Source organism: Paenalcaligenes hominis, from assembly GCF_041359055.1.
Taxonomy (GTDB): Bacteria; Pseudomonadota; Gammaproteobacteria; order Burkholderiales; family Burkholderiaceae_B; genus Paenalcaligenes; species Paenalcaligenes hominis_A.
Genome location: NZ_JBGJKZ010000002.1, coordinates 589203 through 604620, shown reverse-complemented (window position 1 = coordinate 604620; position 15418 = coordinate 589203). Strand labels below are relative to the sequence as shown.

Here is a 15418-nt window from a genome sequence, read left to right as displayed (position 1 = left end):
ATAAAAGCCTGATGCTCTAACGAGATGCTAGTTCGTTAAAGGAAATAAGGGCGCTGTCGCAGTGTTGACCGCGATAAAAGAGAGGAGCTTTGGGCTCCGGTGCTATGGCACCGATGAGACAGTGGACGTAGGCCTATGCCTAGGTGAAAAACAACTTTAATTAAATAATAGTATAGGCTAAAAGTCTTTTTTTGTCAAGGGTTTACGGCTCGGGTCTAGAGTGATGCCTAGGTTTATTAAGTGGCTTTCTATATAATTTTGAATTTTGGAGACACTAACGAAGCCGCATAATAGCTTCTGCAAGGATAAAATATGAATCAAAAACTCACGCCCTCGGCGGTCTTGCTGTTGGTTATAGCGACATTTTTATGGGCGGGAAATGCAGTGATAGGGCGGGTTATCAGCGATATGATTCCGCCTATCACCTTGAATTTTATCCGGTGGTTTATTGCATTTGGCATTTTGTGTTTGTTTGGTGGCAAGATACTGCGCTCAGGCAGTGCGCTGTGGCGTCATTGGCGTCAATACGCATTGCTAGGCTTGCTTGGCGTGGGGTTGTACAACGCTATGCAGTACATGGCTTTGCATAGTTCTTCGCCCATTAATGTCACCTTGGTCAATGCCAGTATGCCCATTTGGATGCTGTTAATTGGGCGTTTGTTTTTTAATTCCACTATTTCATTACGCCAATTGAGCGGTGCTTTGCTGTCGTTATTAGGTGTGGCTGTTATTTTGATTCGGGGCGACCTAAGTGAGCTGGTGCATTTTCGCTTTGTGATTGGTGATATTTATATGGTGTTTGCCACCATTATTTGGGCTTTTTATAGTTGGATCCTCAGCCAAGATCGCCATGAGCCGGAAATGAAGCAAAATTGGTCTACGCTACTATTGGCACAGGTGACTTTTGGTGTGATGTGGTCTGGGGCTTTTTCTATAGGCGAATGGGCCTTAACCGACTGGCATATTGAGTGGAGCTGGGGGCTAGGGTTGGCGTTAATTTATGTGGCCGTAGGGCCTGCGATTATTGCATTTAGGTGCTGGGGGCTAGGGGTGCAGCGGATTGGTCCGGCTATGGCTGGTTTTTTTGCTAATTTAATGCCGTTATTTGCAGCCCTACTGTCGTTGATTTTTTTAGGCCAAGCCCCAGAGCTGTATCATGGCCTTGCTTTCTTATTAATTGTGGGTGGGATTGTGTACGCCTCCAAGGCGACGGCATCTGCTTAATGTAGTTAGTTAATAGCGCGCTCTACAACCTAGAGCGCGCTAGCTGTTATTGGGCAAATTCCACCATAAGCTGCAATTGACTTTGGCCGTTCCAGTGGTTGACATCCAATCGGTATGCTATTTCAATTTGGTCGTGCAGAGGTTGGTTTTGATTGAACCAAATGGCATCGAACATCAAACCTTCACGCTCCACGCGTAGCTTTAGGTGTTTTTCTTTAAGCACGCGTTGGTGCACAACCCGAAAACTATCTACAAAAGTGGGGGCGGGAAAACCGGCCCCCCACACTTGTTGGTTTAGCAGATCGGCAGTGTGGATATCCATAAACTCGACCGCTAAAGACCCATCATGTTCAATAACAGGATCAAATTGTGTTTTGCCTGTGAACTCGACCACAGCATAATCAAAAGCCTGCTCGAACTGTGCTAGGTTTTCTTGATGAATACTTAGACCTGCCGCCATAGAGTGCCCTCCAAACTTCAAGATTAATCCTGGGTGTTTTTTGGAAATCAAATCTAAGACATCACGCAAGTGCACGTCAGGGATGGAACGTCCAGAACCTTTCAGCTCATTTCCATCACCCGGCGCAAAGGCTATAGTAGGACGCCAATAACGTTCTTTGAGCCTAGAGGCCACTAGACCTACTACCCCTTGATGCCAGTCAGGTTGGTGTACACACACACTAGCACGAGGTTTAAGTTGCATCATTTGCTCTACCGCCTGTAAGGCGCTTTGATGCATTTGAGTTTCAATTTGGCGGCGAGTTTGGTTAATACGATCCAGTTCTTGGGCTAACTCCATGGCCTCAAGTGGGTCATCTGTGCATAAGCAGCGAATACCTATGCTCATGTCTTCAAGACGACCCGCCGCATTGATGCGAGGACCGACTGCAAAACCTAGGTCAAAGGCGTTAGCAAGTTGTGGCTGTCGCCCTGCGACAGTAAATAAAGCATGGATGCCAGCATGGGCTTTGCCCTGACGGATTTGTTTCAGACCCTGAGCAACTAATAACCGGTTATTTGCATCCAATTTAACTACATCGGCCACAGTGCCTAAGGCCAAAATGTCAGCAAGCTGGTCCAAACGGGGTTGATCTTCAAGATCAAATGCGCCTCGTTCACGCAGTTCGGCACGCAATGCCAACATCAGGTAAAAAATAACACCAACTCCCGCCAGGTTTTTAGAGGGAAAAGCGCAATGGGGGTGGCTTGGGTTAATAATGGCTGCGGCGGCGGGCAAGGTGTCACCGGGCAAGTGATGGTCGGTGATGAGCACTTGCATGCCTAATTGATTGGCTAACGCCACGCCGTCCACGCTGGCAATACCGTTGTCTACGGTTACTATCAGGTCGGGTTTACCGTTAGGGTGCTGTAATAACAGCTCAACCACTTGGGGAGATAAACCATAACCGGTTTCAAATCGGTTTGGTACGAAAAAATCCACATCTGCACCCATTTCGCCGAGCGCACGCATTCCAATTGCACAAGCGGTTGCACCATCGCAGTCGTAGTCAGCCACAATAACAATGCGTAGTTGCTCCTCTATGGCATCCGCTAATAGCTGTGTCCCTTTCTCAATATCATGCAAAGTATACGGCGCTAATAAGGCATTCCAACGAGAATTGGTTTGTTGAATATCGGTGACCTGACGAGTTGCAAATAGTTGTGCTAATAGAGGATGCAGTCCGGCATGGGTCAGTTGGTCTGCTATATCGGGTTGTGGGGAACGAGGGCTTAAGACTGGGCGAGCCAATGTGATCTCCAGGTAGAGGTGGGTTGAATAAAACGGTGCCAAAACCGTGATGGTCGTGGGCTAGCAATGAAGAGTTGTTCGGTATTGGTGAGAACTAGGTCTGGCTTATGAGGCAGTTGTGTTTTGAGCTCAAGGTCTAGTTGCTGTAAGCGTTGTAACCACAGTCCCCAGTCTTGGCGTAAGTAGGGCCGGGTCAGCTCTTGGTGCAGCTGATAGGGACGAGGTTGGGGCTGCCAGTCATTCCCAGTTAGCCCACCTATAGGCCACAAACTATTGATGGGAGCTAAACCCTGATTGAGACGGTCTTGATTCACTGGGTGATTAAAATACAGCATTTGCAGTTCATTGACAAAACGACGCCATTCTCGGGTGACGGGGTTTTGGTCCCACCAATCGTTAACTGCACTACGACTAACTAACTGTGGGCTTGCAAAAACGGCAGGTAATTCAATAGTGCTATGAAGTTGCCAATGCTGTGCAGACCAAGGTTCTAGGCGAAAAGCAGTACCCTGACAGAGCTCTTGCGCAGCTTTAAGTAGTTCGTAGCTATGTTCAGAACTAATCTGCAGTTCCGATGCGGGAATTAAGGCTGCCCCCTCTCTAGAGGGCGCTAAATGTACTAACTCGGCTAACCAAAAAGCAGTATCTGGTGTGATGGTTGCTTTTTTTTCAGTGGTCGATGCTAACAAAAGAGCTAAAGCTGCGTTATGCTTTGCTGTCGCGGCAGAAAAACCGGCTTGCTCCACCTGCCAGGTCTCGAGTGCTGTACAGCGAGTCTGGTCTAGAGTAGGCCGAACCAATTGGCTTTGGCATTGGTCCAAATAGCGAACTAAGTTTGGCGCGTAAGTAGGGAGGTGCTTTATTAGCTCGGCTGCCATTGGGGCCGGGGCTAGTGCTTCACTTAATACAATACAGGAATTAGCAGCAGTCATTAACGGTAAAGTCTATGTTTTATGAGTTTTGGATAGGCGCGCGTTACGCGGGCTTAGCGCGAAGTGGTCGAGGAGCTAAGCGTAAAGATCGCTTTGTGTCATTTATAGCAGCCAGTTCTATGACCGGGATTGCGTTAGGAGTGGCAGCATTGATTATTGTGCTTTCGGTGATGAACGGGTTTCAGACCCAAGTTCGTGACCGCATGCTGTCGGTTTTACCGCACATTGAATTATATGTGCGTAGTCACTCACATCAAGACGTATTATCGCATTGGCAGGCTCTGGCCGACAATGCTAAAGAAAACAAACAGGTAGTAGGCGCAGCTCCTTTTGTGGCGGCTCAAGCTATGTTGGTACGCGGAGACAAAATGAATGGGGTGCAAATTCGCGGCATAGATCCTGCGTTAGAGCATCAGGTGTCCGAGTTAGCCGATCAAATGGTGGTTAACCAGCTTGATAGCCTTGAAGAAGGGCAGTTTGGTTTGGTGTTGGGTTTGCAGTTAGCGCAGACACTTGGGGTGCGTGAAGGGGATACCTTGATGTTAATGGCACCTCAGGGCAGTATATCACCGGCTGGTTTTGCGCCCCGTATGCGTCAGTTTACTGTAGTGGGGTTGTATTCTTCGGGGCACTATGAATATGACTCAACCTTGGCGTTTGTGCATTACGAGGATGCGGCTCGTGTCTTCAGAGATAGTGGTAACAGTGGCGTCCGTTTGCGTATTCAAGACATGCAAAAAGCGCCTCAGGTGGCAGAGCAGTTGCGCATGGCTTTACCGCTTAGTGTGCATGTCAGCGACTGGACTCAAAATAACAAAACCTGGTTTGCTGCGGTTCAAACTGAAAAACGTATGATGTTTTTAATTTTGACCTTAATTGTGGCGGTGGCAGCGTTTAATTTACTGTCTTCTTTGGTAATGGCTGTTAAAGATAAACGCAGTGATATTGCTATTTTGCGTACTATTGGTGCTACCCCGGCTAGCATTGGTCTTGTTTTTTTAGTGCAGGGCGCTTTAATTGGGGTGTTGGGCACATTAATTGGTGTCAGTTTAGGTGCGTTGGTAGCCTACAACATAGATGTCATTGTGCCATTTTTAGAAAATCTTACGGGGCAAGAGTTTTTACCTCAACAAATCTACTTTATTAGTCAAATGCCGTCTAACCCATCTGTGATGGATATGGTGATTATTGGTGTTACTTCATTAGTGTTGTCGTTATTAGCCACGCTGTATCCCAGCTGGCGTGCCTCTAAACTTCAACCTGCACAGGTGTTACGACATGATTAAAAAAGAACACGTCATTCAAGCCGCACATATTCAACGTAGTTATATAGACGGAGGCAACACAGTAGATGTGTTGCGTGATGTCAATTTGCATGTGCATGCTGGCGAAATGGTCGCCATTGTGGGCGCTTCGGGCTCGGGTAAAAGCACATTGCTACATGTGTTAGGCTTATTAGATCAAGCCAGTGCAGGCACACTGAAGGTAGCAGGGCAAGATGCCGAGCGACTGAATGAAAAAACTCGTAGCCAGATTCGTAATCGTCACTTAGGCTTTGTGTACCAGTTTCATCACTTATTGCCTGAGTTTACGGCGCTTGATAACGTGGCTATGCCATTAATCGTGCGACGTGTACCGCGTGCCGAGGCCAGAGAGCAGGCTCTAACTTTGATTACACAAGTCGGCCTGGCTCAACGTGCTTTGCATTACCCTGGGCAGCTTTCTGGGGGCGAACGCCAGCGTATTGCTTTGGCTCGTGCTTTAGTCACTCGACCTGATTGCGTGTTAGCCGACGAGCCCACAGGCAATTTGGACCGTGAAACGGCGCAGTCAATGTTTGAACTGTTGCAATCCATGAACCAAGAGCTGGGCATTGCATTTGTGATTGTGACCCATGATCCCGCTTTGGCGGCTTTGGCGCACAGGCAATTACATATGGAACAAGGAGTCTTACTCGGATGTTAATTGATACACACTGTCATTTAGATGCTGAGGTTTTTCTTGAAAGTACCGCAGAGCTGGTAGCTCAAGCTACCGCAAATGGCGTGCGCTATATTGTGATTCCTGCTGTAGCCCAATCTAATTTTTCTGTAGTGCAGCAGCTGGCAGCGCAGCATCCGCAACTGGTCTATGCTTTAGGTATTCACCCGCTGTATGTGCCCGAGGCAACCGAAGCCGATTTAACGCAGCTTGAGCAGGATGTAGCGCAAGCCATGGCAGATCCACGATTAGTGGCTATAGGTGAAATTGGCTTGGACTTTTTTGTGCCCGAGCTCAAGACCCCAGAAATGGTCGAAAAACAAACGTACTTTTACGAAGCTCAGCTTAAAATCGCCCAGCGTTTTGATTTGCCTGTGTTGCTGCATGTGCGTCGCTCTCAAGATCAAATTTTAAAATATTTGCGCCGCTACCCCAAGCTATCGGGTATTGCTCATGCGTTTAACGGCAGTCACCAACAAGCCCAGCAGTTCATTGAGTTGGGCTTTGCCTTAGGCTTTGGGGGGGCCATGACATTTACTCGAGCTAAGCAAATTCGACGGTTAGCCACCGATTTGGATTTGACTCACCTCGTGCTTGAAACCGATGCACCCGATATAGGGCCTGCTTGGCTTGACGTAAAAAAATACCCCGATCAATACAATCGCCCGGCTGAGCTAGCAGCGATTGCGCAGGTATTGGCTGATTTGCGTAGTCAACCTATCTCAGAGATAAAGACTCAGACCACAGCGACGGCCTTGCGGGTACTGCCACGTTTAGCCCAGTGGCACCAGCACCACTAGTTAGCTAAGGGTTTTACCGCTAGGTTATTTTCCGCTCAAGGCCGTCTTTTAAGACGGCTTTTTTACTACCCTTTTCTTTTAGGGAGGGGTTGGTATGGTGCGATGGGTAGCGGCAGTTATGGTGGCGATGACTGTGTGGGCACAGCAGTGGGCTGAGCTTTGGAGTACACGTACGCTTATGTTTGCTGGGCTAGCCCTGTTGCTCAGTCTAGGGCTGCTTTGGTACTGCCGTCATCAGCGCTGGGTTTTTCATTTGGGCCTGTTGTGCAGTGTGGGGTTATTGGCCTTAATCAATTGCCAATACCAAGCGCAACAGCGCCTAGCTCAGCAATTACCTGCACACGAAGAAAACCAAGCCTTTAAATTGGTAGTACAAATTGATGGTTTGGCACGGCTAAATCCCACTAGTCGTTATGTAACGGCTACCGTCTTGCAATCGCATCCCGCTGGGGTACCCAGGCATATTGCGTTGGTTTGGTCGCGCGGTACATGGCGTGGTCCCTATGCGCAACCCCAATCCGAATCTTTTCCTGAGCTTATTCCCGGCCAGCAATGGGCGCTGACAGCTTATTTAAAAACACCACACGGAGCCCGTAACCCCGCGGGTTTTGATTACGAGGGGCATGTTTTTGCCCAAGGCATTCGTGCTCTTGCCCAGGTACGGGGGGAGCCACAACGTTTAGAAGATAAAGCCACCGAATGGAGCTTATCTTTATGGGCGCAACGTGGGCGTCATGCTTTGCGTCAAGCTATGTTGCCTTATCTTGAGTCTTTACGGTGGGGTGGGGTGATTTTAGCTTTATCAATTGGGGATCAGGCCAGTATCCATGCGCAAGACTGGCGTGTGTTTAACCGGACTGGACTCACCCATTTGGTTTCAATTAGCGGCAGTCATGTCACGCTGTTAGCTAGCGTGTGTGCTTGGGGCTTTGCTTGGTGTTGGCGTCGTTTAGCCATTGGACAGTTTGCGGCGGCGCAATATTGTCCTGCACCTGTGGCGGCGGCGTGGCTAGCATGGGTAGTAGCAGGGCTTTATAGTTTGATCGCTGGGTGGGAGGTGCCAGCGCGGCGCACCTTTTTTATGTTTAGTGTGGTGGTGTTTAGCCTAAGTATGCGTTTGCCATTGTCTATTACCACTATTGTGGCTTGGGCAGTCATCGGCATTGTGTTGTTTGACCCGTGGTCAGTGCTGGCTAGTGGATTTTGGTTGTCATTTGGTGCGGTGCTGCTGTTGGTTGCGTGTGCGGGATGGAGTGGTACTGCTCTTGGCGTCTATACCCAATCGCGCTGGCAGCAGTGGCGCGGGCAAATGCGCTTAGCCACGCAGTGGCAATTGGTTATTAGTTTGGCTTTATTGCCGCCATTGGCGTTTCTGTTTTTTGAAATGTCCTTGGTTTCGCCAGTCTCCAATGCTTATGGCATACCTATGATAGGGCTGCTCATCACGCCCTTGGCGCTTTTATTTGCCATGTTCTGTGTTTTGCAATGGGAAAGTGTTGCCCAGTGGACATTAGAAATCACGCATTTTTGCTTGGAACTGACCATGTGGCCCACGCAATGGTTGGCCCAATTGGATTTAGCCAGTTTACCAGCCAGCCGGGCTCCGGTATGGGTAGTCGCCTTGGCAATGCTGGGTGTGGTGGTGGCCTTGTGGCCCAAAGCTTGGCGGTGGTCCGCAATGGGGTGGGGGCTGTTAGTGCCTGCATTATTTTGGCGTCCTCCACCTTTGGCACAGGGCGAGTGGCGTTTGCATGTGCTGGATGTGGGCCAAGGTAGCGCGGTAGTAATTGAAACAGCACAGCATGTGTTTTTGTATGACACCGGCATACGACGGGCTTGGGATAGTGATGAAGGCGAACGTACGGTAGTGCCGTATTTACATAGTTTAGGCAAACAGCAATTGGACGCGTTAATTTTATCGCATGCCGATTTGGATCATGTGGGTGGCACATTAAGTGTATTAGAGCGAATGTCTACTCAACAGATTTATAGCTCGTTTGATGTACGCCAATATATACAGCGAGAGCTGCGTCTTTTACACAAAGAGGTCTCTCCCTTAACCGATGCTATCCCAACTCAGTTTTGCCAACGCGGCCTAAGATGGCAAGTGGATGGGGTCGAGTTCGCCTTTGTATGGCCTGATCGCGTCCACTATGAAAAAGGGGCGATCACGGATAAAAATGCTCACAGTTGCGTCTTGGCAGTCCATGGAGAGCAGTGGCGCGCTTTATTAACGGGCGACGTGGGCATAGCCCAAGAAAAACAACTGATTGAAGCCGGTTTGGGGCATTATGATGTGGTCATAGTGGGGCATCATGGTTCAAAAACCTCTTCCAGTGCATTATGGGTTGAAGCGCTTCAGGCTAATGTTGCCATAGCGCAGGCGGGGTGGTGGAACCGTTTTAACCACCCTCATCCTGAAGTAGAGCAACGCTGGCTTCAGGCAGGCACCGATTTTTACCGTACTGATCGAGATGGAGCGGTCATTGTGACAACAAAAAACACAGAGTTAATGCTTTACTCTGAGCGCAAGGATCAGGCGCGCTACTGGCAAAATCCGTTTTCTCGTAGGTAGACCAAGGGTAATTACTAGCGTGGCCTTAGTTGCATAATTTTGATGGCACGCTAAAGTGAACTAAAGCTCACAAGGCTCAGTAATAACATAACAAACCCAGTTGTTGAAATTTCCACAAGATCTTTCACGAGGTACTCATGAGACAAACACCGCTACACTTACGTGTGCCCGAACCGCCTGCACGACCCGGGGCACCTAGCGATTTTTCCTATTTGCATTTGCAACCTGCGGGTGCGGTGCCGCGCCCCGACCCCTTGGCTGCGCCCAACACCATGTTAGCCCTATCCCAAGGTCTAATTCGAGTTTTAGATGACGAGGGCCAAGCCATCGGTCCTTGGGCACCCACTATTGACACCGACCAGCTACTTCAAGGTTTAAAAACCATGATGCTGATCCGAGCTTTTGATGCACGCATGTTTCATGCTCAACGTCAAAAGAAATTAACGTTTTATATTCAGTCTTATGGCGAAGAGGCAATCAGCACAGCACAAACCATGATGCTGCAGGCTGGCGATATGCAGTTTCCATCGTATAGACAATTAGGTATTTTGCTTGCCCAAGGCATGCCCATTTCCGATTTGATGTGTCAACTGTATTCCAATAGTTGCGACCCCCTTAAAGGGCGTCAGTTGCCTGCTTTGTACTCGTACAAAGACTATGGTTTTTATTCCATATCCGGCAATTTGGCGACGCGTTTTTTGATAGGTGTAGGTTGGGCCATGGCATCCGCCATTAAAGGCGATACCAAAATTGCTAGTTCTTGGATTGGCGATGGGGCCACAGCCGAAGGCGATTTTCAAACAGCTTTAACCTTTGCTCAAGTTTACAATGCCCCCGTTATATTAAATGTGGTAAATAATCAGTGGGCGATTTCTACCTTTCAGGCCATTGCAGGGGGCGCTGGCAACACCTTTGCGGCACGCGGTGCAGGTACAGGCGTTGCCTCATTGCGTGTTGATGGCAACGACTTTTTGGCGTGTCTTGCCGCTTCGCAGTGGGCCGCCGAGCGCGCCCGTCAAAACGGTGGGCCTACGCTTATCGAATGGGTTACCTACCGGGCCGGACCACATTCTAGCTCTGACGACCCAAGTAAATACCGCCCAGCAGACGAGTGGCAACACTTTCCTTTAGGCTGCCCTATAGCTCGACTCAAGCAACACTTAATAGGTTTAGGCGTGTGGTCGGAGGCCGAACATACTGCTTACCAACATCAGATAGAGCAAAACGTCATCGAAGCACAGAAAAAAGCCGAGTCCATAGGGGGCACCATGCAAGAAGCCCACCGTAGCCATGCTAGTCACATGTTTGATGATGTGTATTTTGAAAAGCCCTGGCATCTACAACAGCAAGAGCAGCAATTCAAGGAGGGCCTATGAGCACACAATCTCTTAGCCTATTACAAGCTGTGCGCGATGCCCTAGATGTGATGCTTGAGCGCGATAGCAATATGGTTATTTATGGTCAAGATGTCGGTTATTTTGGTGGGGTGTTCCGTGCCACCGAAGGCCTGCAGGCCAAATATGGCTCTCAGCGTGTATTTGATGCGCCTATTTCTGAAAGCGGTATTGTCGGTACGGCTATTGGTATGGCCGCTTACGGCTTAACGCCCGTGGTTGAAATTCAGTTTGGTGATTATTTTTATCCAGCCATGGATCAAATTGTGTCCGAGTTATCGCGCATTCGTTATCGTTCCGTTAACGATTTTGTTGCGCCAGTCACCATTCGTATGCCGGTGGGTGGGGGTATTTATGGCGGTCAAACACATAGCCAAAGCCCCGAAGCTATTTTTACCCATATTGCAGGGTTGCGCACTGTGATGCCTTCTAACCCTATTGATACTAAAGGGTTGTTAATTGCAGCCATTGAAAGCCCAGACCCCGTTATTTTTTTAGAACCCAAGCGCCTTTATAACGGCCCGTTTGATGGCTATTACGATCGTGCTTTGCAATCGTGGCGCGACCACGAGCTAGCGCAAGTGCCCACGGGTTACTACAGTACGCCGTTAGGCAAAGCTGCTATTACCCGCGAGGGGGCCGATGTCACGGTTTTGGCCTATGGCACGATGGTGCATGTGGCTCTGGCTGCGGCTACTGACTCTGGCATTGATGCCGAGGTCATTGATTTACGCACGATTTGGCCAGTCGATATTGAAACCATCACCCAGTCTGTTCGTAAAACAGGGCGCTGTGTGATTTTACACGAGGCAACACGCACATCTGGCTTTGGCGCCGAGCTCTCTGCTCTAGTTCAAGAACATTGTTTTTTTGACCTTGAAGCCCCCATCGAGCGTGTTACGGGGTGGGATACTCCGTACCCTCATGCCCACGAGTGGGACTATTTCCCCGGGCCTCAACGTGTTATTGCAGCATATCAACGAGTGATGAAGGAGCTATAAGCCATGTCTAATTACACAATAAAAATTCCCGATATTGGCGAAGGTATTACCGAGGTTGAGATCGTTGAGTGGTTTGTTCAGGTGGGGCAACCTGTTGCAGAGGATCAAAAAGTAGCCAGTGTCATGACAGATAAAGTGTCGGTGGATATTACATCTCCCGTAGCTGGAACGGTTGCTTCATTGGGTGGTGCCGCCGGCGAGATCCTCGCTGTGGGTGCTGATTTAGTGGATATTGCCTTATCTACTACCAGCGCAACACCTATGGTCGAGTCCGAGTCTGTGGCTGGTGAGCCTGGTGCCGAGTCGTTGGCTGCTGTATCCGTGCCTAGTTCATCAGAGCAGCCTGAAAGCCAAACAAAAAACCAAGCGCCGGTGGACTCTACTCCAATTAAAAGCGCTGTAGCAGCCCCAGCCCCAGCTGCTACAACCACACCACACGAACGGTTGCTGCACAAAGTGCAGGCTTCCCCGGCTGTGCGCAAACGTGCCGCTCGTTTATCCATTGACTTGCCGCAATTAGCGCAACGGTTGCAGAAAAATCACCTGACTCATGCCGATTTAGATCAGCAACTAGCCGGCGCACAAGGCACGCGCACTTTTTCCTCTTCTGTGGCAACGGGTGGGGTGCATACTGTTCCGGTGCGTGGCTTACGTCGTCAAATTGCAAAAAAAATGCTGGAGTCATCACAAAGCATTCCTCATTTTAGTTATGTGGAAGCCATTGATGTGACGGATTTAGAGACATGGCGTCAGCAACTTAATCAACATTGGGCAGAACAGCGTGGGCACCTAACTCTATTGCCTTTTCTTGTACGTGCCATGTGTTTAGCTGTGCAAAAACACCCAGAGGTCAATGCCCGTTACGATGCCGGACAAAATACCTTACAACAGTATGAGGATGTGCATATAGCTATTGCCACCCAAACCAACGAAGGCTTGATGGTGCCTGTATTAGAGCATGCCCAGCAGCTGACCTTATGGGAAATTGCCTCAAACATTCATGACTTAGCCCAAGCGGCCCGCGCAGGCACAGGCAACCTTAGCGCTAAGTCCACTATTACCCTAAGCAGTTTGGGGGCGCTAGGCGGTGTAGTGGCTACCCCTATTATTAATGCACCCGAGGTGGCTATTGTGGGGGTTAATAAACAAATCCGCACGCCAGTGGTCATAGACGAGCAAATCCAAATTCGTACGATGATGAATTTGTCTTCTTCATTTGATCACCGCTTTGTAGATGGGATGCATGCTGCAGAATTCATTCAAACTGTGCGCACCTTATTAGAAAAACCCCATATTTATCTTGTCGATTAGTCGAGCTGAATGCGGTATAACGGGACTAAGGTCCCGTTTTTTCTTCAAAGGATTTGCTTATGTCATTGCCTGTCTCAACAGACCATCGTATTTCCTGTGTTAGTCCAGCCGGTGTGCACCAAATGGCTTACAAGGAATGGGGCGACCCGCAGAATCCGCATGTTTTGCTTTGTCTGCACGGATTGTTGCGAACAGGACGTGATTTTGATGCGCTAGCACAAAAAATGAGTACACAGTATCGGGTGATTTGTCCGGACATCGTGGGCAGAGGCGCATCCGACTGGTTAGCTGACCCCGCGTATTACACTATTCCCCAATACGGGTCGGATATCTTAACCTTATTGCAACAGCTGCAACCCGAGCGTGTGGACTGGGTGGGTACGTCTATGGGCGGGTTAATTACTCTGAGTGTTGCCAGTGTGCTCTTTGCCCCCACCCTGATGGCCGCGCCTAGTTGGCAGTTTGGTAAGGTCGTTCTAAACGATGTGGGGCCTGTATTGAGCGCGGCTGGGTTAGCGCGCATCGCGCAGTATGTTAGCGATCAACATCAGTTTGCCTCGTGGGAGCAGGCCGTGGCGGGTGCGCAAACACGTTGGGCAAATTTTGGGCCTCATAGCCACGCGCAATGGGAGCACTTAGCTCGTTATGTGTTCAAGCAGCAGGGGGCTTATTGGGTCAATGCTTACGATAGCGGTATTGCTGCGGCTTTCCATCAACAACTCGAGTTAGATCAAGCCCAGCAGGGGCAGTTAACGCAATTAGCCCAACAAACACTCTGGCACGCATTCGAGCAGTTGCCTCAGGATTGCCTCATTGTACGGGGTGAGTTTTCTGATTTATTATCACCCGATACAGCACATGAAATGCTTGTACGACAACCTAATGCAGGGCTTTATCAAGTTTCAGGGGTTGGGCATGCACCTACGTTGATGCAGGCCGATCAGTTGCACGTGCTCTCACAGTTTTTACTGAAGGATTAACATGATTGTAGACCTACATTGTCACTCAACGGTTTCTGATGGCGTTCTCGCGCCCGACCAAGTGGCTTACCGTGCTCATCAAAATGGGGTTGGGCTCTGGGCTTTAACCGATCATGACGAGGTGGGTGGTTTGGCATTGGCTGAGCAAACGGCAGTAAATCTAGGTATGGCATTTGTACCAGGCGTAGAGATTTCAGTCACCTTTTTAGGGAAAACGGTACATATCGTAGGTTTGGGTATTGATTACCAGTCGCAGAGTTTAATCGATTCATTGCGTTATGTACGGGCTGGTCGCTGGCAGCGCGCTCAACGTATTAGCGATGCATTAGCCGCCATGGGGGTTACCAATGCTCTAGAAGGAGCAGTGCCTTATGCGACAAACCCCGAGCTTGTTTCGCGCACCCATTTTGCCCGCTTTTTGGTAGACCACGGCTATTGCAGCACCATTCAGGAAGTCTTCACTAAATATTTAGGCGATCAAGCGCCTGCTTTTGTGCCTATGCAATGGGCAACCTTAACCGAGGCAGTACAATGGATTCAACAAGCCGGTGGTGTAGCTGTGATTGCACATCCAGGTCGTTACGAGTTTGATACCTTGCAGTTCGATCACCTATTTACTTCTTTTAAAGACTGCGGCGGGGTGGGTATTGAAGTCGTTACAGGTAGTCATGCACCACACCAATACAATGAGTACGCTCAGGTCGCAAAGCGATTTGGCTTTGAGGCCTCAATGGGATCTGATTTTCACGGTCCCTCTGAAGGGCGTTTAGATTTAGGTTGCTTACCTGCTTTGCCGCCGGGTTTAACGCCGGTCTGGCATCGTTGGTTAAGTTAATAGGCGCTAGAGCCACTATGTTGAGGTAGTAAAATGAGTAAAGCCTTTGTCAAAGAAGACGATCAGCAAGATGATGATTTAGTGCCCGAGGCCGTGGCCTTACCTGCGGGGACAAAAAACTATATTACTGTCGAAGGCTATAAAACCTTGCGTGCTGAATTAAAGCACTTGTTAAATGTAGAGCGTCCCGAGGTGGTACAGACTGTGTCGTGGGCGGCGTCAAATGGCGATCGTTCTGAAAACGGCGACTATATTTATGGAAAAAAGCGTTTACGTGAAATTGATAGACGCATTCGTTTTTTAACTAAGCGTCTTGAAATAGCCGAAGTGGTGGACCCAGCTTTACAGCCCAACAAAGACCGGGTGTTTTTTGGGGCTACTATTGTGTATGCTGACCAAGACGCTAAAGAGTTCACTGTTACCATTGTGGGTGTTGATGAAGCCGACCCATTAAATGGCAAGATCAGCTGGATTTCGCCTGTAGCACGCGCGCTGCTTAAAGCTCAAGAAGGCGATATGGTCACCTTGCGTACCCCAGGTGGTGTCCAAGAGCTAGATATTCTCGAGGTTCATTACCCTACTCAGGTAACAGAACTTAGTCATGACGATTAAAAGTAGATAGAACCTAGGTGTGTT

The 15418-nt window shown here is 49.1% G+C and carries 13 protein-coding genes; 11 read left to right on the top strand and 2 right to left on the bottom strand.

What is annotated here, in order from left to right; all coding sequences use genetic code 11:
* Positions 1–312 precede the first annotated feature (312 nt).
* Entirely contained in the window at positions 313–1224 is a 912-nt protein-coding gene (locus ACBP46_RS06780) for a DMT family transporter (RefSeq protein ID WP_371015973.1), read from the top strand.
* 46 nt (positions 1225–1270) lie between these two features.
* On the opposite strand, the gene recJ is transcribed toward ACBP46_RS06780, so the two are convergent.
* Entirely contained in the window at positions 1271–2974 is a 1704-nt protein-coding gene (gene recJ, locus ACBP46_RS06775; protein ID WP_371015972.1) for a single-stranded-DNA-specific exonuclease RecJ, read from the bottom strand.
* Entirely contained in the window at positions 2956–3906 is a 951-nt protein-coding gene (locus tag ACBP46_RS06770) for a hypothetical protein (protein ID WP_371015971.1), read from the bottom strand. The genes recJ and ACBP46_RS06770 overlap by 19 nt, the downstream gene beginning before the upstream one ends.
* 14 nt (positions 3907–3920) lie before the next feature.
* Here ACBP46_RS06770 and ACBP46_RS06765 point away from each other — a divergent pair, with 14 nt between their 5' ends.
* The 10 genes from ACBP46_RS06765 (at position 3921) to greB (ending at position 15394) form a co-directional block, all read left to right on the top strand.
* Entirely contained in the window at positions 3921–5192 is a 1272-nt protein-coding gene (locus tag ACBP46_RS06765) for a lipoprotein-releasing ABC transporter permease subunit (RefSeq protein ID WP_371015970.1), read from the top strand.
* Positions 5185–5871 carry an ABC transporter ATP-binding protein gene (locus ACBP46_RS06760; protein ID WP_371015969.1) on the top strand — a complete coding sequence of 229 codons (687 nt, stop codon included), beginning with the start codon at positions 5185–5187 and terminating at the stop codon, positions 5869–5871. The genes ACBP46_RS06765 and ACBP46_RS06760 overlap by 8 nt, the downstream gene beginning before the upstream one ends.
* On the top strand, positions 5865–6686 hold the full coding sequence (locus ACBP46_RS06755) for a TatD family hydrolase (protein WP_371015968.1): 822 nt from the start codon (positions 5865–5867) through the stop codon (positions 6684–6686). Before ACBP46_RS06760 ends, ACBP46_RS06755 begins: the two co-directional genes overlap by 7 nt.
* Before the next feature lie 94 nt (positions 6687–6780).
* Positions 6781–9261 carry a DNA internalization-related competence protein ComEC/Rec2 gene (locus tag ACBP46_RS06750; protein WP_371015967.1) on the top strand — a complete coding sequence of 827 codons (2481 nt, stop codon included), beginning with the start codon at positions 6781–6783 and terminating at the stop codon, positions 9259–9261.
* A 137-nt stretch (positions 9262–9398) separates the two neighbouring features.
* Positions 9399–10637, top strand: coding sequence for a thiamine pyrophosphate-dependent enzyme (locus ACBP46_RS06745; RefSeq protein WP_371015966.1), 1239 nt, complete (start codon positions 9399–9401; stop codon positions 10635–10637).
* A complete protein-coding gene (locus ACBP46_RS06740; protein ID WP_371015965.1) occupies positions 10634–11656 on the top strand; it encodes an alpha-ketoacid dehydrogenase subunit beta in 1023 nt (340 codons plus the stop codon). Before ACBP46_RS06745 ends, ACBP46_RS06740 begins: the two co-directional genes overlap by 4 nt.
* A gap of 3 nt (positions 11657–11659) precedes the next feature.
* Positions 11660–12967, top strand: a complete 1308-nt coding sequence (locus ACBP46_RS06735) for a dihydrolipoamide acetyltransferase family protein (protein WP_371015964.1) — start codon at positions 11660–11662, stop codon at positions 12965–12967.
* Positions 12968–13026: 59 nt separating this feature from the next.
* Positions 13027–13947 carry an alpha/beta fold hydrolase gene (locus ACBP46_RS06730; RefSeq protein ID WP_371015963.1) on the top strand — a complete coding sequence of 307 codons (921 nt, stop codon included), beginning with the start codon at positions 13027–13029 and terminating at the stop codon, positions 13945–13947.
* A gap of 1 nt (position 13948) precedes the next feature.
* Positions 13949–14782 carry a PHP domain-containing protein gene (locus ACBP46_RS06725; RefSeq protein WP_371015962.1) on the top strand — a complete coding sequence of 278 codons (834 nt, stop codon included), beginning with the start codon at positions 13949–13951 and terminating at the stop codon, positions 14780–14782.
* A gap of 33 nt (positions 14783–14815) precedes the next feature.
* Complete coding sequence (gene greB / locus ACBP46_RS06720; RefSeq protein ID WP_371015961.1) at positions 14816–15394, top strand: transcription elongation factor GreB; 579 nt, start codon at positions 14816–14818, stop codon at positions 15392–15394.
* The last annotated feature ends 24 nt before the right edge of the window (positions 15395–15418 follow it).

Excerpts from the sequence above, each read along its gene's own strand:
- ACBP46_RS06765 (WP_371015970.1), top strand. The coding sequence starts at position 3,921 with ATGTTTTATGAGTTTTGGATAGGCGCGCGTTACGCGGGCTTAGCGCGA.
- ACBP46_RS06735 (WP_371015964.1), top strand. The coding sequence starts at position 11,660 with ATGTCTAATTACACAATAAAAATTCCCGATATTGGCGAAGGTATTACC.
- ACBP46_RS06770 (WP_371015971.1), bottom strand. The coding sequence starts at position 3,906 with ATGACTGCTGCTAATTCCTGTATTGTATTAAGTGAAGCACTAGCCCCG.
- ACBP46_RS06730 (WP_371015963.1), top strand. The coding sequence starts at position 13,027 with ATGTCATTGCCTGTCTCAACAGACCATCGTATTTCCTGTGTTAGTCCA.
- ACBP46_RS06740 (WP_371015965.1), top strand. The coding sequence starts at position 10,634 with ATGAGCACACAATCTCTTAGCCTATTACAAGCTGTGCGCGATGCCCTA.
- ACBP46_RS06755 (WP_371015968.1), top strand. The coding sequence starts at position 5,865 with ATGTTAATTGATACACACTGTCATTTAGATGCTGAGGTTTTTCTTGAA.
- ACBP46_RS06745 (WP_371015966.1), top strand. The coding sequence starts at position 9,399 with ATGAGACAAACACCGCTACACTTACGTGTGCCCGAACCGCCTGCACGA.
- greB (WP_371015961.1), top strand. The coding sequence starts at position 14,816 with ATGAGTAAAGCCTTTGTCAAAGAAGACGATCAGCAAGATGATGATTTA.
- ACBP46_RS06725 (WP_371015962.1), top strand. The coding sequence starts at position 13,949 with ATGATTGTAGACCTACATTGTCACTCAACGGTTTCTGATGGCGTTCTC.
- ACBP46_RS06760 (WP_371015969.1), top strand. The coding sequence starts at position 5,185 with ATGATTAAAAAAGAACACGTCATTCAAGCCGCACATATTCAACGTAGT.
- ACBP46_RS06750 (WP_371015967.1), top strand. The coding sequence starts at position 6,781 with ATGGTGCGATGGGTAGCGGCAGTTATGGTGGCGATGACTGTGTGGGCA.
- ACBP46_RS06780 (WP_371015973.1), top strand. The coding sequence starts at position 313 with ATGAATCAAAAACTCACGCCCTCGGCGGTCTTGCTGTTGGTTATAGCG.